A 22665-nucleotide genomic window follows, 5' to 3' on the forward strand; every position below is an offset into this window, starting at 1 on the left:
GCCTTGAGCCGGCGGTTGAGCGCGTCCGAGGGGGTGGCGAGCCGGGTCGCTGGCAAGGCGTGACGACGCAGTGGGCTCGTGCCCACCAGGAGGAGCAACGCAGCCAGCGGCCTGCGGCGCCGCACCAGCGGGCGTGCAGCGCTCGTCGTGAATGTCGTGGAGATGGGGATTTGGACAAGCTGTTCAGTGCAAGAGGTTTCGATGAGTAGCGAGCGGTCAACCGCCGGATCAAGGCTCAAGGGAAAAACCGCGCTGGTGACCGGTGCGACGCAGGGCATAGGCAAGGCCGTCGCGAAGCTGTTCGTCGCCGAGGGCGCCAAGGTCATCGTCAACGACCTGCGCCAGACGCCGCACAGCGAGGCGCTGCTGGCCGAGCTGGGCGAGGCCTGCGCGATGTTCATCGCTGCCGATATCTCGGATGAGGCCGCCGTGCGCGCGATGGCCGCCCAGGGCGCCGAGCGCTTCGGCGCCATCAACGTGCTGATCAACAACGCCGGCATGAACGTGTTCGCCGAGCCGCTGGCCATGACCACCGAGCAGTGGCAGCGCTGCTTCGCGGTGGATCTGGAGGGCGCGCTGCATTGCAGCCGCGCCGTGCTGCCCGGCATGCTGGAGAACGGCGGCGGCAGCATCGTCAATGTCGCGTCGGTGCACGGCCATCGCATCATTCCGGATGCCTTTCCGTATCCGGTCGCCAAGCATGCGCTGATCGGCCTGACCAAGGCGCTGGGCATCCAGTACGCGGCGCGCAACGTGCGTGTCAATTCGATTTCGCCGGGATTGATCCTGTCCGAGCGCGTGGTCGAATGGCTGGAAAGCATCCCGCCCGAGGAGGCGCAGCGCCAGATCGATCTGCTGCCCTCGAAGCGCATCGGCGAGCCCCTCGAGGTCGCCTACACGGCGCTATTCCTGGCCAGCGACGAGGCGCGCTTCATCAACGCGACCGACATCCTCATCGACGGCGGGCGCTCCCAGCTGTACCACGAGTAGTCCTCACGCCTCACCCGCACCGCATGACCGATCCCCGCTCCGACCGCTTCGTCCGCTCGCATCTGAAGACGCGTCAGCTGGTGCTGCTGGTGGAGCTGGGCCGTCATGGTTCCATCCTGCATGCGGCGCAGGCCGCCAACCTGACGCAACCGGCGGCCTCCAAGCTGCTGGCCGACTTGGAACACGCTTTAGGCGTGAAGCTGTTCGATCGGCTGCCGCGCGGCGTGGCGCCCACCTGGTATGGCGAGGTCATGATCCGCCGTGCCGGCGCCGCGCTGGCCGAGCTGGATGCCGGGCACCAGGAGGTCATGGAACTGCTGTCGGGCCTGGCCGGCCGCGTGGCCGTGGGCTCGGTGCTGACGCCGTCCGCCACGCTGCTGCCGGGCGCCGTCATCGCGCTGAAGGCGCGCCAGCCGCGCGTGCACGTGGCCATCACGGTGGACACCAGCAAGCTGTTGACGCAGCAATTGCAGAACGGCGAGCTGGACCTGGTCATCGGCCGCGTGCTGGACAGCGAGTCCGCCGCGCAGCTGAGCTTCGAGCCGCTGACCGACGAGCCGCACAGCCTCATCGTGCGCGCCGGCCACCCATTGGCCGGGCGCAGCGACCTGCGCCTGCAGGAGCTGGCCAATCAGGCCTGGATCCTGCCGCCTGGCGGCAGCATCCTGCGCGACCGGCTCACCTCGCTGTTCCTGACCGCGGGCCTGGACCAGCCGCAGCAGGCCGTGGAGACGCTGTCGCTGCCTGTCATCACACGGTTGCTGGCGCAGTCCGACATGGTGGTGGCCTTGCCCGAGGAATTGGTCAAGGGCTATTTGGAGACCGGCCAGCTGACCGTGCTGGACATCGACCTGGGCCTGCGCATGGACGCCTACGGCATCGTCACGAGGCGCGGCCATCAGTTGTCGCCCGGCGCTGAACTCATGCTGACCTGTCTGCGAGAGCAGGCCCAGCGCAAGGCCGGTTAGAGCCTGTTCGCACCACGGGAGTAGGTCGCGAAGGCCATCCGCCAGGGGCCAATCAGGGCGCAGCGCGCCGCTCGCATTGAGATGCGAGCAAGCGGTGCAACACGGAGTGGCCCCTGGCGGATGGCCTTCCGTTCGGGTTGAGACCTGCCCCCGTGGTGTGAACAGGCCCAATCAGCGGCGCTGCCGCCGCGCCGTCGCCAGCGCGCTGTCCAGCGCCTCGATGAGCAGGCCGGGGTCCAGCGGCTTGGTCAGGTAGCGGAAGAAGCCCGCGGCCAGACCGGCGGCGGCCGCGTCGGGCATCGCGTTGGCCGTCAGCGCGATGACCGGGATGTGCGACGTGCGCGGGTCCTGCTTCAGCAGCGCCTGCGCCTCGCGCCCGCTGATGTGGGGCATGTTGTTGTCCATCAGGATCACGTCGGGCTGCTGCTCGCGCGCCATGTCCAGGCCCATGCGCCCGTCGGTGGCGGTCAGCAGGCGCAGGTCCTCGCGCCGGCTCAGCAACTCCTCCACCAGCTTGCGGCTGGCCGGGTTGTCCTCCACGTACAGCACGGTCGCCGGCCGCTGGCCGGCCAGCGGCGTGGCCAGGCCCGGCAGGTCGCCCCAGTCGGTCTCGGCGCGCGGCAACGCGGGCATCTCGCTGGCCTGCAGGTCCACCCAGAACACGCTGCCCACGCCGGGCGTGCTCTGCACACCGATGGCGCCGCCCATCAGCTCCGCGAGCCGCTGCGTGACCACCAGGCCTATGCCCGTGCCCTGCTCCGGCCCGGCCTCCTGGCCCAGCCGGTTGAAGGGCTGGAACAGTGCCTCCAGCTGCTCGGGCGTCAGGCCGCGCCCGGTGTCCTGCACGGAGATGCGCACCTGCTGCGAGGACACCATGCTGCAGCCCACATGCACGGAGCCGTTCGGGCGGTTGTACTTGATCGCGTTGCTGATCAGGTTCAGCAATACCTGCTTGAGCCGCATGCGGTCGGCCAGCACCGCATGGCGGCAGCCGGCGTCGACATGAAGCGCGATGCCGCGCTGCGCGGCCTGCGGGTCGATCATGCGTCGGCACTCGGCCAGCACGTCGTCCAGCAGCACCGGCTCCAGCGACAGCTCCACATGGCCGCTCTCGATGCGCGCGAGGTTCAGGATCTCGTTGATCAGCGTCAGCAGATGCTTGCCGGCGCCCACGATGTGCTCGACGAACTCGCGCCGACGCTCGGGCTTGGGCTCGCCCACCTCGCCGCCCAGCAGCTGGCCGAAGCCGATGATGGCGTTCAGCGGCGTGCGCAGCTCATGGCTCATGCTGGACAGGAACTCCGACTTGGCCCGATTGGCCTTCTCGGCCACCGCGGTAGCGAGCTTCAGCTCCTCGTTGGAGGCCTCCAGCTGCGCGGTGCGCTCGTGCACCCGCGCCTCCAATTCCTCGTTCAGCCGCAGCACCTCGCGCGTGCTGCGCTCGATCTCGCCCAGCATGCCGTTGAAGGAATCGGCCAGCACGCCCACCTCGTCGTCGGTCGTCTTGGGCGCGCGCTGTGAATAGTCCTGCCGCTGCATGACGTCGCGGGCCACGTCACTGATGGCCAGGATGGGTCGAACGATCGCCCGCTGCAGCCGCGTCGACAGCAGTGCCGCCACGCCCAGCGCGACGATGACCACGGCGGCGACGATGCCCAGATAGGTCAGCACGCGCTCGTAGATCTCGTACTTGGCGCGCAGCAGCACGCTGCCGATGACGCGCTCGCCCTCGTGGACCGGCAACACGACGACCAGGTCGCCGTCCACGCGCCGCACGCCGGCCGCCTGCGCGCGCGACGGCAGCAGCGCGTCGAAGCCCGGTGCGCTGTAGGACGCAAATCGGTCGCCATCGGTGCCGTAGATGGCCGCGGCGTGCACCTTGGGCTGCAGCCGCAGCAGCGCCAGGTTCTCGCTGGCCACCTTGTGGTCGTCGAACTCCAGAGCCGGTGCTGTCGCGCGGCCCAGCAGCTCGGCCTGGGCCTGCAGGTCGGCCACCCAGGCCTCGTGATACGCGCGCAGGTCGTAGGCGACCATGGCGCCCAGCGCGACGAGCAGGGCCACCAGCGACGTCAGCATCGTGACGCCGAGCAGCCTGCGCTGTAACGACATCTTGAACATGCTAGGACCTACCTTCCACGCGCCTGGCCACGCCAAGCAAGCGAACGCTGATCTTGAGCCCGCTCTGCACCGCTGGCGCTAACAGAACATCGAAGCGAACCTTGTCGTCGATGACCACGAAGTTGATCATGCCAGTGGCGCCGCCCGGGTCAAGCTCGGTGACGGTCAGCACAGGGCGCCCTTGCGACGCGGCGATGACGTCGGCCGTGTGAGCGGACATGCCGCGCGACACGAAAACGACATGCAGCCCGTCCAGCGACTCGCCGCGCGACAGGCGCTTCACGTCCACGGGCCGGCCGCCCACCGAACTGGCCGCCGCCGTGCGGCGGAACTCCTCCACGACCCCGATGCTGGCCAGCACGCCGATGCGAAAAGGCTCGCCGCCGTTGCCCAGCGCATGTGGCGGCCAGTCGATGTAGTTGCCGAACTTGCAGACGAAGGCGGCCTTGACCTGGTATTCCACGTTGCCATCGTCATCGCCGGCGGCCCGCGCTGCCGCGCAGCCCAGGGCGAGGGCCAGCAACACGGAGCGGCGAAGCAGCATCGTCATCGGCCCGGCGCCTGGCGCTGCAATGGGCTCAGGGGCCGGCGGCAACGATCTGCCAATGCGGCGGCTGCTGCGATACAGCACAACCGGCTTGGCGACAGACCCATGCGACCTCCGGGCTTCCGTGGTCGCTGCACGATAGCTCAGCGGCTACCCATCGGCAACGCGTGGCGACGTTAGATCGCGCACTGATCTTGGGCGATCTCCGCCAGTAGCAGCTGCAGCATCAGCGTGGCCAGCAGCGTGGGCGCCGCCGCGCATTCGTTGCCGGTGACCAGTTGCAGCGCCGCGGCACGAGGCTGGGGTTGCTCGGTGATCAGCACCGTCGTCGCTGCGCCCCACGGGGCGGATGCGCCCAGCGCCAGAGAGACGGGTGCGCGTGCCGCGGGTTGCGCCGGCCGGGCAGGCAGGCCCAGCCGCCACAGCATGCCCAGCGCGAGATCCTGCAGCGGTGCACGGTCCACATCGGTCCACACGTCGATGCGTGGGGCCCGGGCCAGCAGCCGCGCTGCGTCGGCCAGGCGGTGGGGATCCACATGCGCCAGCGCCTGCAGACTGCGCGTCAGCAGCGGGTGGCCCGGGTCGGTCGCCACGCCGCCCAGGCTGGCGGCCAGCGCATGCTTGAAGCTGCTGACGCCGTCGAAACCCAGCGCGCGGCAGAAGCGGATGACCTGCGGCTGGCTGACCTGCGCCGCCTCCGCCAGCCGCGCCGTCGCGGTGCGCAAGGCGGCTGCCGGGTTGGCCAGCACCACGTCCGCCACGCGGCGCTCGGTGCGCGTCAGCCGCGCGGCGCGGATCTGGGCGCACAGGGTGCTCATCAGCCTTGTTGGAACAGCCTGGCGTTGGCCCAACCGTAGGCCGCAATGCCCAGGTAGCACAGCGCCGGCACACCGAACGAGGCCTGCAGCCCGATGACGTCGGCCGCATACCCTTGCAGCAGCGGCACGAGCGCACCGCCTACGATGGCCATGCACAGCAGGCCCGAGCCCTGCGCGGTGTGCGCGCCCAGGCGGTGCACCGCCATGCTGAAGATGGTGGGGAACATGATGGAGTTGCACAGGCCCACGGCCAGCAGCGCCCACATCGCGACTTGCCCGTGCGTCGTGACGCCCACGGCGATCAGCGCGACGGCCAGTGCGGCGTGCACGGCCAGCAGCCGCCCCGGCGCCATGACGCGCATCAGCGCCACGCCGACGAAGCGCCCCACCATCGCGCCACCCCAGTACAGGCTGAGGTAGGGCGAGGCCTGGGCGGTGGTCATGCCGGCGGCCTCCTCGATGAAGTTGATCAGCAGGCTGCCGATGCTGACCTCGGCGCCCACGTACAGGAAGATGGCCACGACGCCCCACAGCAGGTGCGGGTGGGCTTGCGCCGTGGCCCAGGCCGGCTGCGTGGCCGGTGTGGCCTCGTCGGCGATGCGCGGCAGCCTCGCCAGCGCGAACAGCCCGGCCAGCACCAGCAGTGCGATGGCCAGCACCAGGTAGGGCATCTGCACGCCGCCGCGGCTGCCCTCGGGCAGGATCAGCACGCCCAAGGCCGGCGCGACGGCCGTGCCCAGCGAGTTGAAGGCCTGCGTCAGCGTCAGCCGGCTGGACGCCGTGCGCGGATCACCCAGCGCCGTCACATAGGGGTTGGCGGCCACCTGTAGCACCGTGATGCCGGCGGCCAGCACGAAGAACGCGGCCAGGAACAGCGCATAGCCCGCATGCACCGACGGCAGGAACAGCAGGCAGCCCATGGCCGCAACCACCAGGCCGGCCACGGCGCCGCGCTGGTAGCCCAGCCGCTGGATCAGCCGGCCGGCGGGCAGCGACACGAGGAAGTAGGCGCCGAAGAAGCAGAACTGCACCAGCATGGCCTGCAGATAGCTCAGCGTGTAGAGCGCCTTCAGGTGCGGGATCAGCACGTCGTTCAAGGCCGTCAGCAGGCCCCACATGAAAAACAGCAGCGTGACGATGGCAAGAGGTGCCCGGCTGCCCGCGCTGGACGCGGGCAGGGCAGAGGAGGGAGCGGACATGGCTTACCTGGGTAAAGGAGTGAAGCGGATCGCCTGGCCGCCGCCGGGGGCGAGGCGCAGCGGCAGCGTGTCGGTGGATTGCACGGTGACCTGCTCGGTCACGAGGTCGAAGCGGCGCTGCTCATCGCGGTAGTCGGCCTGGTCGCCATCGCGGTAGATCTCGGCGCGGTAGCGGCGGCCGGGGTCCAGAAAGCCCAGCGGCAGCGTGAGCCGGCGGCTGTCGCCGTTGGTGACGGCGCCCACATACCAGTCGTCGCTGCGGCGGTCCTTGCGGGCGATGGTGGCCACCTCGCCCAGTTCGCCGTGGATGACCTTGGTGGTTTCCCAATCGGTGGGCACGTCCTTGATGAACTGGAAGGCCTTGGGCCAGCGCTCGTAGTGGGCGATCAGGTCCGGCACCATGTGTACGGGCGAGTACAGCACCACGTACAGCGCCAGCTGCTTGGCCTGCGTGGAGTTCAGCTTGCGGTTGCCGGCGCCGTTCAGGCTCAGCACGCCGGGCGTGTAGTCCATGGGGCCGCTGAGCATGCGCGTGAACACGAGGTTGACCTCGTGGTCCACCGGGTTGATGGGGTCGCCCCAGGCATTGAATTCCTGGCCGCGCGCGCCCTCGCGCGACACCCAGTTCGGGTACGTGCGGCGCAGGCCCGTGTCCTTGACCGGCTCGTGCGTGTCGATGGCGATCTTGTGCTTCGCAGCCTGCTGCACGGCCTTCAGCATGTGGCGCACGCCGGCCTGCGACTCGGTGAAGCCGAAGTGCGTGCCCTTGCCGTCCGCGTTCGCGAACTGCGCCGTGCCGGCATCGGTCACATAGCCGGACTTGACGACGTCCACGCCGTGCCTGGCGTACAGCGCGTAGGCCGCGTCCATCTGCTGCTCGTAGCGCGCGATGTTGCCGCCGGTCTCGTGGTGGCCGATGAGCTTCACGCCCTTGGCCTTGGCGTACGCGGTGACGGCCGCGAGGTCGAAGTCCGGCATCGCCTTCGTGTGGTCCATCGCCGATTGGCTGCCCACCCAGTTGCCGTCCCAGCCGACATTCCAGCCTTCCACCAGCACGCCGCCGAACCCGTGCTTCGCGGCAAAGTCGATGTGGCGCTTCGCGTTGGCCGTCGTCGCGCCATGCGTGAGACCGCTGGACCAGGTGGACTGGTTCAGATGCATCTCCCACCAGACGCCCGCGTACTTGCCCGGCTTGAACCAGCTCACGTCGCCCAGCTGGTTGGGCTCGTTCAGGTTCAGCTCCAGGTTGGACTCGTACAGCGCGCCGGCCGACTCGGCCACGCGCAGCGTGCGCCAGGGCGTCGTGAACGCGCCGCGCCGCTCCACCGTGGCGCCCTGGCTGCTGGGCGCCAGCTGCGCGCGCAGCTTCTGGCCGCCGACCTTGCGCACCCACATCGACGCGTAGTCCACCAGCGCGGCTTCGTGCAGCGCCAGGTGCAGGCCGCTTTGCGTGCGCATCGTCAGCGGCGTGTTGGCCAGGCCCAGCTCGGCCAGCGGCGCTCGCTGGGTCACGTACTCCAGCACCAGCGCTTCGCCGGCCGGCGTCCACCAGGCGGTGGCGGGCTCGGCGATGTCGAACTCGGTCAGCTCGTCACTGATGCGGGCGATGGGCAGCTGCCTCTGCGCGGGCAGCTCGTAGCGGAAGCCGAATCCGTCGTCGAACACGCGAAAGCGCAGCGCCATGCGACGGTCGCCTTGCCCCGGCTGGCTCAGCTCCACCGCCAGCTCGCGGTAGTGGCTGCGCACGCGGCGGCTCTCGCCCCAGGGCTGCTCCCAGGTCTCGTCGCGTTCGGTGGTCCTCTGGCTCACGAGCTTGAAGCCGCCATCCAGCTGATGGGCGTTGGTCAGCAGCAGGCCCAGGCGCGACGCGTTGACGAGGGGCTTGCCCGCGCGATCGACGCGATAGGAGAGGCGACCCTCGCCGGTCAGTTGCAGCGTGACGGCGAGTTGCTTGTTGGGGGAGGTGACGGTGGCCAGCGTCTCGTCGGCGTGCGCGCTGGTGCAGCAGACAAAGGACAACAGGCAGAGCAATCGCTTCAGCATGGAACGGGCTCCTGGGCCGCGGCGCAATGGGCCGCAATGAAGTCGGCGTGGGAAGGCATCTGCGCCACGCAGCGCTGGATGACCGCCCGGGCGTCATCCAGATAGTCGGCGATTTCCTGCTCGGACAGGGCTTCGGCCAGCGGATGGTGGGCGGCAGGGCGCTGACCCTGGCCCAGCAGCAGCTGCAGCCAGCCCACCTCGGAGAACAGCTCGTCGCCGTGGCGGACGATGCGGCCGGCGGTGCGCCACAGGTCCAGTTTGTCCTTCAAGGTCTGCGGCACATCCATCGTTCGCACGTGGTTCCAGAACGCGCTGTCGCTGCGCGTGGTGGCGTGGTAATGCAGGACCAGGAAGTCGCGGATGCGCTCGGTCTCGAACTCGCTCTGGCGGTTGAACTCGGCAATGTCGACCGGGTTGAAACCGCGGTCGGGGAAGAAGTGGATCAGCCGCGCGATGGCCGTCTGCACCAGGTGGATGGATGTGGACTCCAGCGGCTCGATGAAGCCCGACGACAGGCCGATCGCGACGACGTTACGGTGCCAGGTCTTGCGACGGCGACCGCTTTCGAAGCGCAGCACGCGCGGTTCGGCCAGTGGCTCGCCGTCAAGGTTGCGCAGCAGCAGCGCGGCCGCCTCGTCGTCGCCCATCGCGGCGCTGCTGTAGACATGGCCGTTGCCCACGCGGTGCTGCAGGCCGATGCGCCATTGCCAGCCGGCCGGGCGCGCGGTGGCGCGCGTGAAGGGAAGCAGGTCGGGCCCCGACGTGCTGGGCACGACAACCGCGCGGTCGCAGGGCAGCCAGTGGTTCCAGTGCTCGTAGCCCACCTTCAGCGCCTGCTCGATGAGCAGGCCACGAAAGCCGGAGCAGTCGATGAACAGGTCGCCGGCGATCTGGCGATCACCCGCCAGACGGATGTGGGTCACATGGCCGGTCTCGGCATGCAGCTGCGCGTCCAGCAAGCGGCCCTCGATGCGCTGCACGCCGCGCTGCTCGGCGTAGCGGCGCAGCCAGCGCGCGTACAGGCCGGCGTCGACGTGGAAGGCGTGCACGATCTCGGCCAGCGGCGAGTGGCCCTGGCTGGTGTCCGCGCGCATGAAGCGGTGGCCGGCCATCGCGGCGGCGTTGATGGAGTGGCTCCACAGGTCGCTGGCGCGGCCGGCGTGCTGCATGCGCAGCCAGTAGTGGTGGAAGGGCAGGATGCTGGAGCGGTGGCCGATCTGGCCGAAGGCATGCACATAGCGGTCGCCGACCGCGCCCCAGTCACGAAACTCGATGCCCAGCTTGAACGTCGCCTGCGTCTCGCGCATGAACTCGTTCTCGTCAATGCCCAGCAGCTGGTTGAAGTGGCGGATGGCCGGGATCGTGGACTCGCCCACGCCCACGGTGGCTATCTCCTCGGACTCGACCAGCTGGATGGCCACGCGGCCGTTCGTCACCTTCGCCAGCGCGGCGGCCGTCATCCAGCCGGCGGTGCCGCCGCCGACGATGACGATGCGTTGGAGGTTGTGTTGCTGCATTTCAGGGCTCGGAAATGCAACCACGGAGGCACGGAGTCACAGAGGAAGCCAAGCTGCTGTTTCTCTGTGTCTCTGTGACTCCGTGGTTGCCTTTGGATTTCATCGGTGTCACTTCACCAGCACTCGCCAGCCCCAGGCCGGCAGGCTGAGCGTGCTGCCGTCATTCATCGTCACCGCAGCACCGTTGCTGAAGTCCGTGAAGCGGCCTACTTGGCGCGAGCCCTTCAGCGTGACGTCCACCGGCTTGGCCGACAGGTTGAACACGCCGACGATGTTGCCGCGCTGGAAGCTGAACACCTGCTTGGGCGCGCTGTTGGCAATGGGCTCCATCACGGCGCCGTCGGCGCCGTTCCACAAGGCCTTGTGCTGCTTCTTCAGCGCGATGAGACGCTTCAGCAGTTCGCCCTCGGGCGCGCCGTCCTTCCACGCGATGGGATCACGCTCGAAGAAGGCCAGCCGCTTGGCCAGGCCGGCCTCCTGGCCGTTGTAGATCATGGGCATGCCTTCGCTGATGAAGCTCAGCACCGTGGTGGCCTGCGCCGCGGCGCCGAAGATCTCCTGCTCGGTGCCCTCCCACGCGTTCTTGTCGTGGTTGGTCGTGTAGAGCATGCGGTAGGCCTCGCGCGGGTAGAACTTGCGGTGCCACGCGTAATAGGGGTAGAGCGAGGTCGCATCGGCGCGGCCCTCGGCGATGAGTTTCATCGCGTCCCACCAGGTCCAGGAGTAGCTGGCGTCGAAGGCGCGCGCGTGCATGTCGCGGCTTTCCCATTCGGCCAGCAGGAACACCGGCTTCACGGCGCGCAGCTCCTTCGCGGCCTGCTCCCAGAAGTCCAGCGGCGACAGGCCGGCAGCGTCCACGCGGTAGCCGTCCACGCCCACGTCGCGCACCCAGTACAGCATCGCGTTGGTCATGTAGCGGCGCAGCTGGGGCTTGGCGTAGTCGAGGTCGATGATGTCGTCCCAGTCGTACCAGGGCGTGGGGCGGAAGCCGCCGTGCTCGTCGCGGTCGTACCAGTCGGGGTGCTTTGTCACCAGCACGTTGTCCCAGGCCGTGTGGTTGCCCACCCAGTCGAGGATGACCTTCAGCCCCAGCCGGTGCGCGGTGGCGACGAAGGACTTGAACTCGGCCAGCGTGCCGAACTCGGGGTTCACGGCGAGGTAGTCCTTCACCGCGTAGGGGCTGCCCAGGCTGCCCTTGCGGTGCTTCTCGCCGATGGGGTGAATGGGCATCAGCCACAGGATGTCCACGCCCAGCTGCTGCAGCCGCGGCAGCTGAGCCTCGGCGGCCTTGAACGTGCCTTCGGGCGTGAACTGGCGCGTGTTGATCTGGTAGAGGGTGGCGCTGCGCGCCCAGGCCGGGTGCTGCACGTGCACATAGGGCTTGGGCTGGTCGACGGGCAGCGACGGCGCGGCGAACGAGGAGGCGGCGCAGGCGAGCAGCGCGGCGGCCAGCGCGCGAATGGATGTGGTCACGATGGAGGGCGTCAATGCAGAGAGGGCAGCGCCCGGCGCCTGACGGCGCGGGCGCTGCGTCAAAGGCTCAATACTTGTAATTGAGGCCCAGGCGGTAGGTCTTGCCGTACACCACCTTGTTGGTCACGATGTTGCGGTCCGTCGTGTACTCCTGGAAGGGCTCGTTGGTCATGTTGTGCCCCTGCAGCAGCACGGACAGGCCCTTCAGCCAGCCGCTCTGGAACTCATAGCCCACCTGCGCGCCGACGATGGTCTCGCCCTTGATGAAGGTGAACTGCGAGTCGCTGCGGTAGTCCAGGATCTGGCCGATGAAGTCCGAACGCTTGTGCGCGGCCCAGGCGAGCTGGAAGCCGGCGCGCTCGTAGTACAGGCGCAGCGTCGTGACGTTCTTGGACAGGCCCGGCAGGCCGATCTCGGCGACCGAGTCCCTGAACACCGGCCCGTTCTGCGGCGACACGAAGCCGGCCGTGGGCAGGCGGATGGAGCTGTCGGTGTAGGAGTGGCTGACCTGCGTGCCGAAGCCGTCCAGCCAGCGGTGCAGCATGCTGCCCGGCAGGTTGAGCGTGAACTCGAAGCCGTGCATGTTGCCGCCGTTGCCGTTGACCGGCTGCGTCAGGAAGCCCACCGTCGAGCCGGCGTAGGGGCCGGTGGCCGGCAGCGGCGTCGTGGGGCTGGTGTAGGGCTTGAAGTCGAACTGGCGCGGCGAGTTGATGACGTAGTTGTCCAGCTTCTTGAAGAAGCCGGCCAGCGCCACGTAGCCGTGCTTGCCGAAGTACTTCTCGTACGACACGTCCAGCGCCTTGGCCGCGTAGGGCTTGAGCCGCGGGTTGCCGGCAAAGCCGGTCAGCGCGGGCTGCAGCGCCGTGGCGGTCTGCACGCTGAAGTCCAGGCTGGCCTTCATGTTGTCCAGGTTGGCGCGCGCCACCTGCTTGCCGGCGCCGATGCGCAGCAGCTGCTGGCTGCCCAGATCGAAGGTCAGGTTCAACGACGGCAGCAGATGGTTGTAGCTGGTGCCGTCGGTGCGCACGACGTAGGGGCAGGTCTCCACCGTGATGCCCGTGCACTTGGCCAGGTCCACCTGGTTGCCGCTGGCGGTCTGGCTGGTGTGCACCAGCTGCACGCCGATGTTGCCGGTGTAGGGCAGGCCGGCCAGATCACCGGCTACGTCGGCCACGGCGTAGGCGGTGGCCACCTTCTCGCCCACGGTCCAGTTGCGCGACAGCACCGTCGCGTCCACCCAGCGGTTCAGCGCATAGATGCTGCCCAGCGAGCCGGTCGGGTCCCAGGACGCGACCGAGATGCCGGAGGCACCCGCCAGCGCCGTGCCCTCGCCGGGCATCTTCACGCCTGCATAGCCGTCGCTGCCGTTCAGCACGGACAGCCGGCCTTCATCGCCGAGGCGCGACTTGTCGCGCTTGTTCAGGTTGATGCCGAAACGGCTGCCCACGATGGGGCCCCACTCCAGGTCGTTGTGCGCCGTGAAGCGCAGGCTGGTGACCTTGTCGGCGATGGTGGGCAGCGCCGCATAGCCGGCCTGCGGCGTGGCGGGGCCACCGCCCCAGCCGTCCACGTCGGTCAGCAGCGCGAAGTTGCGATCGGCGAAGTTGCCGCTGGTCGTGTACTTCACGTCGGCGAAGTTGCTGCCGTTGAAGCCGGTCCAGCTGATGGTTGCCAGGCTGGACTGCGGCACATTGCCCGGCTGGCCGGCCGTGGTCTCGAAGTTGGAGATGTTCTTCTCGCCGCGCGAGTGCGCCGCGTCCACCTCCCAGCGCCAGTCGCCGGTGCGCAGCTCGCTGTTCAGCCCCAGGGACAGCAGCCGGTCCTTGTTCGAGAACATGTGGTTGCGCACCACGCCCTTGTAGTTGTTGATGGTGCCGCTGGTGGCCACGCCCCCCGAGATGGTCGCGTTGCTCAGCTGGCCGTTGGGGTCGTAGATGCCGGCGCCGAAGGCGATGGCGCCTTCCAGGCCGGTCTGCTTGGTCTTCTCGGTGCCGGCGCCATAGAAGATGTCGGCCGTGGTCTTGAACTCGATGTTGGGCTTGTACTGCAGCGTGACGACCGCGCCGTCGCGCGTGCTCTGGCGGCGCTGCGTCTCGTACTTGAAGCCGCCCGGCACGGTGACCTGCTGGCCGTTGTGGTCGATCTGCGGCGCCCAGCCGCCCCAGCTGTCGAAGCGGTGCTCGCCGCCGTTGTCCTCGCGCAGGCTGGACAGCGCCACGGCCACGCCCAGCGTGCGGTTGGCGAACTGGTCCACATAGACCAGGCTGTAGCGGTTGCCTTCGCCCACCTCCACGCCGGAGTCCACGCCGATGCGCTCGCGCCGCGCGTTGGCGGCGATGGTGCGCTTGCCGTGGTCCAGCGGGCGGATGGTGCGCATGTCGACGGTCGCAGACAGGCCCTGGCCCACCAGGCTGGCGTCGGGCGTCTTGTAGATCAGGATGCTGCTGAGCAGCTCGGCCGGGAACAGGTCGAACTCGGGGCTGCGCGCGTCGCTGGTGGAGGCCACCTCGCGGCCATTGAACAGCGAGCCGCCGAAGGCCGGCGCCATGCCGCGCACGCTGACGCCGGCGGCCTTGCCGTTGACCTTGCTGCGCTGCACCGCGATGCCGCTGACGCGGCCCAGCGACTCGGCCACCGTCACGTCGGGCAGCTTGCCGATGTCCTCCGACGAGATCGCCTCGACGATGGACGTGTTGTTGCGCTTGGTCGCGATGGCGTCCTCGACGCCCTTGCGGATGCCGGTGACGACGACGGTGTCCAGCGTCTGCGGCGTGGGGGCCTCTTGCGCCTGGGCGGCGCTGCTGCCGATGAGCAGCAGCACGCAGGCGTTGGCGATGGGGTGGAGCCCGCGCGCTCGCGGCTGGCGCGGCGCTCGTGCGGCTGGCAGGTGTGCCATGGGTTTGCCTCTCGAATGTTGTAGTGGTCGGGTCCGGGTTCGTCGCAGGTGCACCGGGTCGCGAGTCCGATGTGTTGAGCGAACGGCCGCGATGCTCCGGGCTGGCGCCACCCCGCGCAATCCGGAGCGTGAGCCACTGAAGAATCCCTAAAGACAACTTTCGTTCCCGGCTGAAGCAGATCTGAAGAATGGGCGTGTGGCCTTTATCCATCGCGGTTGTCGGCCGATGGGATGGCGGATTGCGTGTTTCGCCCAGGCCACAGGACGGGCCGCCACCGCTAGACTTTTCGCCGTGAAGATCTATCTGATCGAAGACGACCTCAACATCGGCCAGGCCTTGCTGTCGGTGTTCAAGGACGAGGGCCACGAGGTGGTCTGGGTGCGCATGGCCGTCGATGCCGTGGCGCGGCTGCAGGCCGAGGATTTCGACGCCGTGCTGCTGGACCTGGGCCTGCCCGACGGCGACGGCAACGAGGTGCTCAAGCGCATGCGCGCCGCGGGCCTGACCGTGCCCGTGCTCATCATCACCGCGCGCGACGGCCTGCAGGACCGGCTCAAGGGCTTTGACAACGGCGCCGACGACTACCTCATCAAGCCCTTCGAGATCCCCGAGCTGCTGGTGCGGCTGCGCGCCATCCTGCGCCGCAGCGGCGCGCAGGGCGAGGCCGAGGCGCTGTGGAGCAACGGCACCCTCGCGCTGGAGGAGAAGCGCATGCGAGTGACGGTGGACGGCACGGCCGTCACGCTGTCCAAGACCGAGTACGCGCTGCTGCTGACACTGATGAAGCAGAGCGACCGCGTGCTGACGCGGGCCGAGCTGGAGAAGCGCGTGCTGCCCTACAGCGACGGCGCGACGCTGGACGTGCACATCTCCAACCTGCGCAAGAAGATCGGTGACGGCCACATCCGCACGGTGCGGGGCGTGGGCTACATGCTGCAGGCAGAACGTGCGACCTGAGCAGTCGCTGTTCAAGCGCCTGCTGCTGGGCTTCAGCGGCGTGATCCTGTTCGTCGCGCTGTGCGGCTTCATCTACGTGGCCTGGGAGGCGCGCGAGACGCAGCGCTCGCGCACCGCCAGCGAGAACTCGGCCCATGCGCGGGAGCTGCTGATGCACCTGGCCGACGTGGCCGACAAGCCCGGCCGCGTGCGCGAGGCCGCTGCGGCGCTGGAGGCCGTGCGCGCCGAGATGTTCCGCCAGCTGGACTACCACTCGCAGGTGCGCGTGCGCGTGTGGCAGCGCGGCGAGCTGCTCTACAACTCGCTGCCCGAGTTGCCCGACGCGCTGCCGCTGCCCGGCACGCAGCACGAGGGCAATGCCTGGGTGCAGGCCGTGGAACGCGATGCGGCCAGCGGTATCGCCGTCGAGCGCAGCCACGAGGTGGACGACCGCTGGATGCTGAGCTACTCGGGCGTCAGCTTCCTGCTGCGCTCCACCATCTTCAGTCTGCCGCTGCTGCTGCTGCCGGCCTGGTTCATCATCGGCATGGGGCTGAAGCCTCTGCGCGCGTTCGCGGCCGTCATCGAGAACCGCTCGGCGCAAGACCTGACGCCGCTGCCGGTCTCGCCCTACCGCGAGCTGTCGCCGCTGGTTGTGGCCATCAACCACCTGATGGCGCGGCTGCGCCGGCGCATCGAGCACGAGCACGAGTTCCTGTCCGACGCGGCCCACGAGCTCAAGACGCCGCTGGCCGCCATACAGATCAACGCCCATCTGCTGCAGAACCGCGGCGCGGACGCCGAGGCCGGCGCGCGGTTGCGCGACGGTGTCGCGCGGGCCAATCACCTGGTGCAGCAACTGCTGTCGCTGGAGCGGGCTCGCTCCGATGCCGGCGACGACGTGGCGCTGCCGCTGCTGTCGCTGGAGACGCTGGTGCGCGACCGCCTCGCCGCCGCCGCGCCGCTGGCGCTGCAGCGCGGCATCGACATCGACTTCCATGCCGACGCGCCGTGCGAGCGGCCGCTGCACCAGGAGAGCATCTGGGCACTGGTGGACAACCTGATCGGCAACGCGATCAAGTATTCGCCCGAGAACGGCCGCATCGCGGTGCGGCTGGCGGCGCGCGCGCAGGGCGGCTGCACGCTGACGATCAGCGACCAGGGCCCCGGCATTGCCGAGGGGCTGCGCCAGCGCGTGTTCGAGCGCTTCTACCGCATCCCCGGGCAGGACGAGAGCGGCAGCGGCTTGGGTCTGGCGATCGCGGAACGCGCCGCGGCGCGCCACGGCGCCGCCATCCGGCTGGACGCTGGGCCCGACGGCCGCGGCCTGCTGGTCAGCGTGGAGTTCGCGTAAGCCGCCACAACAGCACGCAGACGATCAGCGTCGTGGCGATGAGCACATTGCCCACCCACGGGAAGTGCTCCAGCCGGCCGTCGGCCGCGATGACGACGATGTGGCCCGACACCAGCGCCGCGACACCGCCGGCCAGCTGCTGCAGCGCCGCGTTGATGGCCGTGAAGGCGCCGCGCTGCTCGGGCGACGGGATGGCGGCCACGACGACCTGCCACGGCACCATGCGCGAGAAGATGCCGGCGAACAGGATGACGTTGACGACCACCAGCGTCGTCAGCGACGACGGCCCCAGCCGCGTGTAGATGGCCACCATGACGATGGTGATGGCGCTGCCCACGAGGAACACCGGCAGCGGGCTGAAGCGGTCCACCATCCGCCCCACCAGCGGCGCGACGAACATCGTGCTGATGCCGGTGACGAGGTAGACGATGGGCAGGTGGTCCAGGTCAATGCCCACGTTGTGCACCGAGAACGCGCTGGCGAACGGCATCAGCATGAAGCCGCCGATCGTCAGCAGCGCCGTGATGACGAAGGCGTGCAGGTGGCGGCGGTTGGCGACGGTGTGCCACAGGTGCGCGAAGGCGCTGCGGTCGCTGCGCAGCTTCAGGTGGGCGTCGACCGGCTGCATGCGCCACGCGATCAGCAACCCGCCCACGGCGCCGAAGGCCACCAGCGCCAGGAAGGGCGCATGCCAGTCCCAGCGCGTGGCCAGGTACAGGCCGAACGGCAGGCCCAGCACCTGGCTGGCCGCGAAGCCGCCCTGCAGCAGCCCCATCACGCGGCCGCGCAGCGCGGGCTCGAACAGGTCGGCCGCGATGGCCATGACGATGGAGCCGATGACGCCGCCGAACAGGCCGGTCACGATGCGCGCGGCCAGCAGCGACTCGAAGCTGGTGGCCAGCCCACACCACAGCGTGCCCAGCAGGAAGCCGGCGTAGAAGAACAGCAGCAGCTTCTTGCGGTCGAAGCGGTCCGCGAAGCCGGCCGTCAGGATGCCGGAGGCGCCGGCGCTGAACGCGTAGGCCGAGACCACGAGACCGAACTGCTGGGCCGTCATGGACATGGCCGGCATGATCATGGCGCCCAGCGGCGACATGATCATGAAGTCCAGGATGACGGCGAACTGCAGCAGCGTCAGCAGGCCGGTGGCGAAGCGCTGGTAGGGCGTGAAGCCGGGTGGCGGTGCGGCGGTGGCTGTGGCGGCGGGCATGAGAGCCAGTGTCCGCGACGGGCGGCCCGGAACTGGCAGCAGCCCCGTGTCGTTTCAATTCGTTTTGTCTCGGCGCGTTGTCCTACGTGGCGTCACGCCGGCTGCTCACGCCCACCCGCACGGGGCAGGCAGACAGTGCGGTCATGAGCATCACGCGGAGACAACCATGTCTGAGACGGACTGCCCGCCCCGGCTGACGCCGGGGGGACCTAAGGCGACCGATGTACTGATCTGCGTGATCGGCACGGCCGAGGTCATGAACCGCTATGCCGACGACCTGGAGGCGCTGCAGACCGACGAAGTCAGCCTGCTGTGCTGGCGGCTGGATGACGATTTCGGCGAGCCGCCGCCCGCGGCCGACTGGGCCGACGGCCTGGTCGTGCTGAACTCCGACGTCTGGGCCGCGCCCACCGGCTGCGCGCGCCTGCAGGCGCTGCTGAAGATGGCCTGGCGCTGCGGCCGCACGCTGGCCTTGTGCGGCGATGCGGTCAACACGCTGAGCGCGCTGGGTTTCCCGACCGATGTGCCGGCCGAGGCGGAAGGGCTGTTCCTGTGCCCCGAAGGACCGTGCCACGAGACCTTGGCCGAGTTCCTCGACGCGGTGCACGAGCAACCGCACAGGCGGCGCTAATCGTTAGCCCCTCGTCTGGCCCCGCGGCGCTGGACGCGCGCGTTTCCAGCCGGGACCGCGCGGCGGCCCGTGGCCGCCGCGCTTCGGCAGGCACATCGAGCCCACCGGGCTCAATGTGTCCGGCCGAAGCGCCCGAGGGGACGGCGATGCTCGCGGCGTTGAGCCGCGAGCACATCGCCCGCCGGCCGGCTTGGGAGCGGCCCGGCGCTCGGCATGCGGCTCACTACCTCAACCCTTCTTCCGGTCTATGGAAGCCGCGGCGCGCGGCGGTTCGCTGGCCCTCGGAGTCAGTGTGCAATCCACCGGCGGCACGTCCTCGCCCGGGTCCACAAAGGCCAGCAGCGCGGCGGCAGGGGTGGCCAGCGTGCCCAGCGCGACGGCAGCGACGCCGCGGCCGGCCAGCTTCTTGCCTTCCAGCGCCACGCGCGGGTCGGCCAGCGTGCCCTGCACGCGCACCGGCGCGCGCAGCGACAGCGGCGAGAAGTCCTTGGGCTTGGCCACCACGCGCAGGTCCAGCGTCTCGTTGGACAGGCTGACGCGGCCATCCAGGTCCAGGCGGCTGTCCTTGTTGTCGACGACCGCCGTGCGCGGGCGCAGCACGCCGGCCTGGAAGCGGCCGTCCACGCGCGCGCAGTGCAGCGGCAGGTTCTTGTCACCGCGGAACAGCAGGCCCAGGCCCTGCGCGACGTCCAGCCCGACGGCCTCGGTCAACAGGTGGGACAGGCTGCCGTTCTCGATGCGCACGCGCACCGGGCCGTCCAGGCTGCCCAGCAGCGCCGCCATGCTGGCGCCGCGGCCCTGCACGTTCAGGTCGCCCTGCATGCGGCCCGTGATGGGGCTGTCGGTCAACGGCTTGACGTCGGGCTTGAGCCAGCGCTCCACGGCCATGCCGCGCACGCCCAGGTTGGCCTGCCACAGCGGCGTGTCGTTGCGCGCATCCAGCCGTACCTGGCCGGTCACCTCGCCGCCGGCGATGCCGGCGTTCAGCTGGTTCAGTGTCAGCACGCCGCCCTCCAGCACCAGGCTCGCGTTCACGGGGGCCAGCGGCTCTAGGGTCTGGGTGCCGAGGTCCAGCTGCGTCAGCGCGATGGCGACGCGCGCGTCCATGTTTTTCAGCGACGGGATGTCCAGCTTGCGGTCGGGCAGCACGCGGCCCGGGCGGGCGGGCTCCTTGTCGGTACCGACCGCGGGGCCCAGGTCGGCCAGCCGCAGCGGGCCACCGCGCAGCGTGCCGGTGAGCTGCGGGCGCGCGGGGCGGGTGTCAAACGCGAAGTCGCCGCCCAGCCGGCTGTCGCCGATGCGTGCCTTGACGCCGCCCAGCTGCCACAAGCCGGACGCGTGCTGCAGCCGGCCGGCGAGATCGAAGGCCGGCGTGGTGGGCAGCGTCACGCCGAAGGGCTTGCCGACGGCGGCCAGCGAGCGGCCGCGCACCTGCAGCTGACCGTCCAGCGCGCGCGCATCCAGCAGCGACGCGGCCGTGCCGTTGAAGGCCAGCCGCTCGGGCCCGTGGCTCAGCTCGGCGCGCAGCTTCACTGGCGGCTGGCCGGCTTCGGGCGCGGACAGCAGGGCCAGGCCCTGGTCGGCTTCGGCCTCCAGCTTGAGTTGCTGGCCGCGCAGCTGGCCTTGCATGCCTGCCTTCCAGCGGCCGTCGGCCTGCGTGGAGAAGCGCGCATCGGCCTTCAGCTGCACCGGCGCGTCGTCCAGCTTGGCGGTGCCGTTGCGGATGACCAGCTCGTCGATCTTCGGGATGGGCGTGGGCTGCGTGCGGTCGCCGCCGCGCGGCTGCACCGGCCACGGCGTGCGGCCCTGCGCGTCGCGCTGCCAGTCCAGCGCCAGCGACTCGGCCTGCACGCGGCGCAGCCGCAGGGGCTCGCCGCCGCGATGCCAGGCCCAGATGTCGCTCCAGCGCCAGGCCAGCTGCACGTCACGTGCGTCGGCCAGCGGCTGGCCGTCGGCGGCCAGCACTCGCAGCTGCGGTGACGCGAGGCGCGGGTTCCAGATCAGGTGCACGCGCGTGCCGCCGTCGACCTGCAGGCCGTGGCCGGCGCGTTCGGCGAGGCGCGGCGCCAGGCCCGGCCAGCCCTGCCAGTCCAGCACGGCGACGGCGATCGCCGTCAGCAGCAGCACGCCGCCGGTGGCTAGGACGATGCGTTTCGTCTTCATGCCCACATGCTGGACACGCCCGGGGCGGCCCTGCGTGGGACGGCACATGCGGTGGCTGTAGGACGTGGGGCTGTCGGCATGGTCCGACACGCGGTCGGCGCGTGGACTGAAACACCGCGCCGCCGGCAGCGTCCAAAGTGGAGTCACCGGCCTCCCAGGCCCCATCCCCGGAACCCCCGAAAGGAAGCCTCATGTTGTCCACCACCACTACCAAACGCATCTCCCTGCTGTCCGCCGTGGCCCTGGCCGCCGCACTGACCGCCTGCAGCAAGCAGGGAGAAGACATGACCGCGGGCCAGCGCCTGGACGGTGCCGTCGCCGACGCCAAGCAAGCTGCCGCCGAAACGCGCCAGGACGCCAAGGAAGCCATGGCCAGCGCCGAGGCCACGGCCGAGCGTGCCGCCGCTGATGCGTCGCAAGCCACCAACGACGTGGGCATCACCGCGAAGGTGAACGCCGCGCTGGTAGCCGACGACAAGCTGAAGGCCACGCAAATCAATGTCGACACCCGCGAAGGCATGGTCACGCTGACCGGCAAGGCGCCCGACGCGCAATCGCGCGAACGCGCGACGACGCTGGCCTCCGCCGTGGACGGCGTGAAGCACGTCAACAACCAGCTGGTCGTCTCCAGCTGATATCGCGACGCGTGATAGCCAAGGCGCCCCATCGCGGGGCGCCTTTTTTGTCGCTGGGGAAATACCCCGACCGCTCGGTCGGCAAATCGGCTTACCATGGCCGCTCACTCGCAGTTGAGTCGCCATGGACCTCACGATTGCCGCCATCCTGGGCCTGGACGGGCTGACCAACGGGGCCATCTACGCCCTCGTCGCGCTGGCCCTGGTGCTGGTGTTTTCGGTCACCCGCATCATCTTCATTCCGCAGGGCGAGTTCGTTGCCTTTGGCGCGCTGACCTTGGCGGCGCTGCAGGCGGGCCAGGTGCCGGGTACGGTGTGGGTGCTGGTGATGCTTGTTGTCGCTGGTGCCGTGCTTGATGGCATTCAGGCGGTTCGTGAGCGCTGGTCAGTGCAGCGCATCGTCATGCGAGTGATCACAGCCGTGACACCGCCATTGATGATCGCGGGGCTCACGAAGCAAGTGGCCTCGCAGCAGCTACCTCTGTTCGTGCAGGTGCTGTTGACGCTGGCCCTGGTCACCGCAATGGGCCCGCTGCTGTACCGCGTGGCCTACCGCGCGCTGTCGGCGGCCAGCGTGCTGACGCTGCTCATCGTGTCGGTGGGCGTGCATTTCGCGTTGACCGGCATCGGCCTGGTGTTCTTCGGCGCCGAGGGCTATCGCACGCCGGCGTTCTGGGATGCGCGCTTCGATGTGGGCCCGCTGAGCTTCACGGGCCAGACGCTGATCATCTTCGCGGCGTCCATCGCGCTCATCGTCGCGCTGTTCGTGTTCTTCGAGCGCACGCTGATGGGCAAGGCGCTGCGTGCCACGTCGGTCAACCGCACCGGCGCGCGGCTGATGGGCATCTCGGGTGACGCGGCAGGTTCCCTGAGCTTCACGATGGCGGCCTTCATCGGTGCGCTGTCGGGGCTGCTGATCTCGCCGTCCACCACCATCTATTACGACACCGGCTTCCTGATCGGGCTGAAGGGCTTCGTCGCCGCCGTGTTCGGCGGCCTGGCCAGCTTTCCGATGGCGCTGGCCGGTGCCATCGGCGTGGGCCTGATCGAGAGCTTCGGCTCGTTCTGGGCCAGTGCGTTCAAGGAGGTCATCGTGTTCACGGTGATCCTGCCCATCCTGCTGTGGCGCTCCTTTGTGGACCCGCACCACGAAGAACACTGATGAC

At 69.4% G+C, this 22665-nt stretch carries 17 protein-coding genes; 7 read left to right on the top strand and 10 right to left on the bottom strand.

Features of this window, described 5'->3' with window-relative positions; genetic code table 11:
- The first annotated feature begins 201 nt into the window (after positions 1-201).
- Entirely contained in the window at positions 202-990 is a 789-nt protein-coding gene (locus J2X21_RS10190) for an SDR family oxidoreductase (RefSeq protein ID WP_310328013.1), read from the top strand.
- A 23-nt stretch (positions 991-1013) separates the two neighbouring features.
- Positions 1014-1958, top strand: a complete 945-nt coding sequence (locus J2X21_RS10195; RefSeq protein ID WP_310328015.1) for a LysR family transcriptional regulator — start codon at positions 1014-1016, stop codon at positions 1956-1958.
- Positions 1959-2129: 171 nt separating this feature from the next.
- On the opposite strand, the gene J2X21_RS10200 is transcribed toward J2X21_RS10195, so the two are convergent.
- The 8 genes from J2X21_RS10200 to J2X21_RS10235 form a co-directional block, all read right to left on the bottom strand.
- Entirely contained in the window at positions 2130-4067 is a 1938-nt protein-coding gene (locus J2X21_RS10200) for a sensor histidine kinase, YfiR-like protein-associated (protein ID WP_310328017.1), read from the bottom strand.
- Between the two features lie 10 nt (positions 4068-4077).
- On the bottom strand, positions 4078-4626 hold the full coding sequence (locus tag J2X21_RS10205; protein ID WP_310328020.1) for a TOL_0243 family YfiR-like periplasmic protein: 549 nt from the start codon (positions 4624-4626) through the stop codon (positions 4078-4080).
- A 173-nt stretch (positions 4627-4799) separates the two neighbouring features.
- Positions 4800-5441 (bottom strand): MurR/RpiR family transcriptional regulator, encoded by a 642-nt coding sequence (locus J2X21_RS10210; protein ID WP_310328022.1) that lies wholly within the window; start codon positions 5439-5441, stop codon positions 4800-4802.
- Positions 5441-6640 carry a sugar MFS transporter gene (locus J2X21_RS10215; RefSeq protein WP_310328026.1) on the bottom strand — a complete coding sequence of 400 codons (1200 nt, stop codon included), beginning with the start codon at positions 6638-6640 and terminating at the stop codon, positions 5441-5443. The genes J2X21_RS10210 and J2X21_RS10215 overlap by 1 nt, the downstream gene beginning before the upstream one ends.
- A 3-nt stretch (positions 6641-6643) precedes the next feature.
- On the bottom strand, positions 6644-8683 hold the full coding sequence (locus tag J2X21_RS10220) for a glycoside hydrolase family 97 protein (protein WP_310328027.1): 2040 nt from the start codon (positions 8681-8683) through the stop codon (positions 6644-6646).
- On the bottom strand, positions 8677-10200 hold the full coding sequence (locus J2X21_RS10225; protein WP_310328029.1) for a tryptophan halogenase family protein: 1524 nt from the start codon (positions 10198-10200) through the stop codon (positions 8677-8679). Before J2X21_RS10225 ends, J2X21_RS10220 begins: the two co-directional genes overlap by 7 nt.
- A 108-nt stretch (positions 10201-10308) precedes the next feature.
- Positions 10309-11673: an alpha-amylase family glycosyl hydrolase gene (locus tag J2X21_RS10230; RefSeq protein WP_310328031.1), complete on the bottom strand. Its 1365-nt coding sequence runs from the start codon at positions 11671-11673 to the stop codon at positions 10309-10311.
- 67 nt (positions 11674-11740) lie between these two features.
- The gene (locus J2X21_RS10235) at positions 11741-14569 is read right to left on the bottom strand and encodes a TonB-dependent receptor (RefSeq protein ID WP_310328032.1); all 2829 of its coding nucleotides are present in this window, start codon (positions 14567-14569) and stop codon (positions 11741-11743) included.
- Positions 14570-14861: 292 nt separating this feature from the next.
- Between J2X21_RS10235 and J2X21_RS10240 the strand changes: the two genes are divergently transcribed.
- Both J2X21_RS10240 and J2X21_RS10245 read left to right on the top strand, forming a co-directional pair.
- Positions 14862-15527, top strand: a complete 666-nt coding sequence (locus J2X21_RS10240) for a response regulator transcription factor (RefSeq protein WP_310328035.1) — start codon at positions 14862-14864, stop codon at positions 15525-15527.
- Positions 15517-16860, top strand: a complete 1344-nt coding sequence (locus J2X21_RS10245) for an ATP-binding protein (protein WP_310328039.1) — start codon at positions 15517-15519, stop codon at positions 16858-16860. Before J2X21_RS10240 ends, J2X21_RS10245 begins: the two co-directional genes overlap by 11 nt.
- Here J2X21_RS10245 and J2X21_RS10250 read toward each other — a convergent pair.
- Positions 16841-18070, bottom strand: a complete 1230-nt coding sequence (locus J2X21_RS10250) for an MFS transporter (protein WP_310328041.1) — start codon at positions 18068-18070, stop codon at positions 16841-16843. The genes J2X21_RS10245 and J2X21_RS10250 overlap by 20 nt on opposite strands.
- A 166-nt stretch (positions 18071-18236) precedes the next feature.
- Here J2X21_RS10250 and J2X21_RS10255 point away from each other — a divergent pair, with 166 nt between their 5' ends.
- Positions 18237-18701 carry a hypothetical protein gene (locus J2X21_RS10255; RefSeq protein ID WP_310328043.1) on the top strand — a complete coding sequence of 155 codons (465 nt, stop codon included), beginning with the start codon at positions 18237-18239 and terminating at the stop codon, positions 18699-18701.
- Between the two features lie 228 nt (positions 18702-18929).
- Here J2X21_RS10255 and J2X21_RS10260 read toward each other — a convergent pair whose 3' ends face one another.
- Positions 18930-20864, bottom strand: a complete 1935-nt coding sequence (locus tag J2X21_RS10260) for an AsmA family protein (protein WP_310328046.1) — start codon at positions 20862-20864, stop codon at positions 18930-18932.
- A 191-nt stretch (positions 20865-21055) separates the two neighbouring features.
- On the opposite strand from J2X21_RS10260, the gene J2X21_RS10265 reads away from it, so the two are divergent.
- Both J2X21_RS10265 and J2X21_RS10270 read left to right on the top strand, forming a co-directional pair.
- On the top strand, positions 21056-21499 hold the full coding sequence (locus tag J2X21_RS10265; protein ID WP_310328048.1) for a BON domain-containing protein: 444 nt from the start codon (positions 21056-21058) through the stop codon (positions 21497-21499).
- Between the two features lie 124 nt (positions 21500-21623).
- On the top strand, positions 21624-22661 hold the full coding sequence (locus tag J2X21_RS10270; protein ID WP_310328050.1) for a branched-chain amino acid ABC transporter permease: 1038 nt from the start codon (positions 21624-21626) through the stop codon (positions 22659-22661).
- Positions 22662-22665 lie beyond the last annotated feature (4 nt).

The sequence above is a fragment of the Roseateles asaccharophilus genome (assembly GCF_031458115.1).
Taxonomy (GTDB): Bacteria; Pseudomonadota; Gammaproteobacteria; order Burkholderiales; family Burkholderiaceae_C; genus Pelomonas; species Pelomonas asaccharophilus_A.

Coding starts and splice junctions, on each gene's coding strand:
- J2X21_RS10190 (WP_310328013.1), top strand. CDS start 202: ATGAGTAGCGAGCGGTCAACCGCCGGATCAAGGCTCAAGGGAAAAACC.
- J2X21_RS10195 (WP_310328015.1), top strand. CDS start 1,014: ATGACCGATCCCCGCTCCGACCGCTTCGTCCGCTCGCATCTGAAGACG.
- J2X21_RS10200 (WP_310328017.1), bottom strand. CDS start 4,067: ATGTCGTTACAGCGCAGGCTGCTCGGCGTCACGATGCTGACGTCGCTG.
- J2X21_RS10205 (WP_310328020.1), bottom strand. CDS start 4,626: ATGACGATGCTGCTTCGCCGCTCCGTGTTGCTGGCCCTCGCCCTGGGC.
- J2X21_RS10210 (WP_310328022.1), bottom strand. CDS start 5,441: ATGAGCACCCTGTGCGCCCAGATCCGCGCCGCGCGGCTGACGCGCACC.
- J2X21_RS10215 (WP_310328026.1), bottom strand. CDS start 6,640: ATGTCCGCTCCCTCCTCTGCCCTGCCCGCGTCCAGCGCGGGCAGCCGG.
- J2X21_RS10220 (WP_310328027.1), bottom strand. CDS start 8,683: ATGCTGAAGCGATTGCTCTGCCTGTTGTCCTTTGTCTGCTGCACCAGC.
- J2X21_RS10225 (WP_310328029.1), bottom strand. CDS start 10,200: ATGCAGCAACACAACCTCCAACGCATCGTCATCGTCGGCGGCGGCACC.
- J2X21_RS10235 (WP_310328032.1), bottom strand. CDS start 14,569: ATGGCACACCTGCCAGCCGCACGAGCGCCGCGCCAGCCGCGAGCGCGC.
- J2X21_RS10250 (WP_310328041.1), bottom strand. CDS start 18,070: ATGCCCGCCGCCACAGCCACCGCCGCACCGCCACCCGGCTTCACGCCC.
- J2X21_RS10255 (WP_310328043.1), top strand. CDS start 18,237: ATGTCTGAGACGGACTGCCCGCCCCGGCTGACGCCGGGGGGACCTAAG.
- J2X21_RS10260 (WP_310328046.1), bottom strand. CDS start 20,864: ATGAAGACGAAACGCATCGTCCTAGCCACCGGCGGCGTGCTGCTGCTG.
- J2X21_RS10265 (WP_310328048.1), top strand. CDS start 21,056: ATGTTGTCCACCACCACTACCAAACGCATCTCCCTGCTGTCCGCCGTG.
- J2X21_RS10270 (WP_310328050.1), top strand. CDS start 21,624: ATGGACCTCACGATTGCCGCCATCCTGGGCCTGGACGGGCTGACCAAC.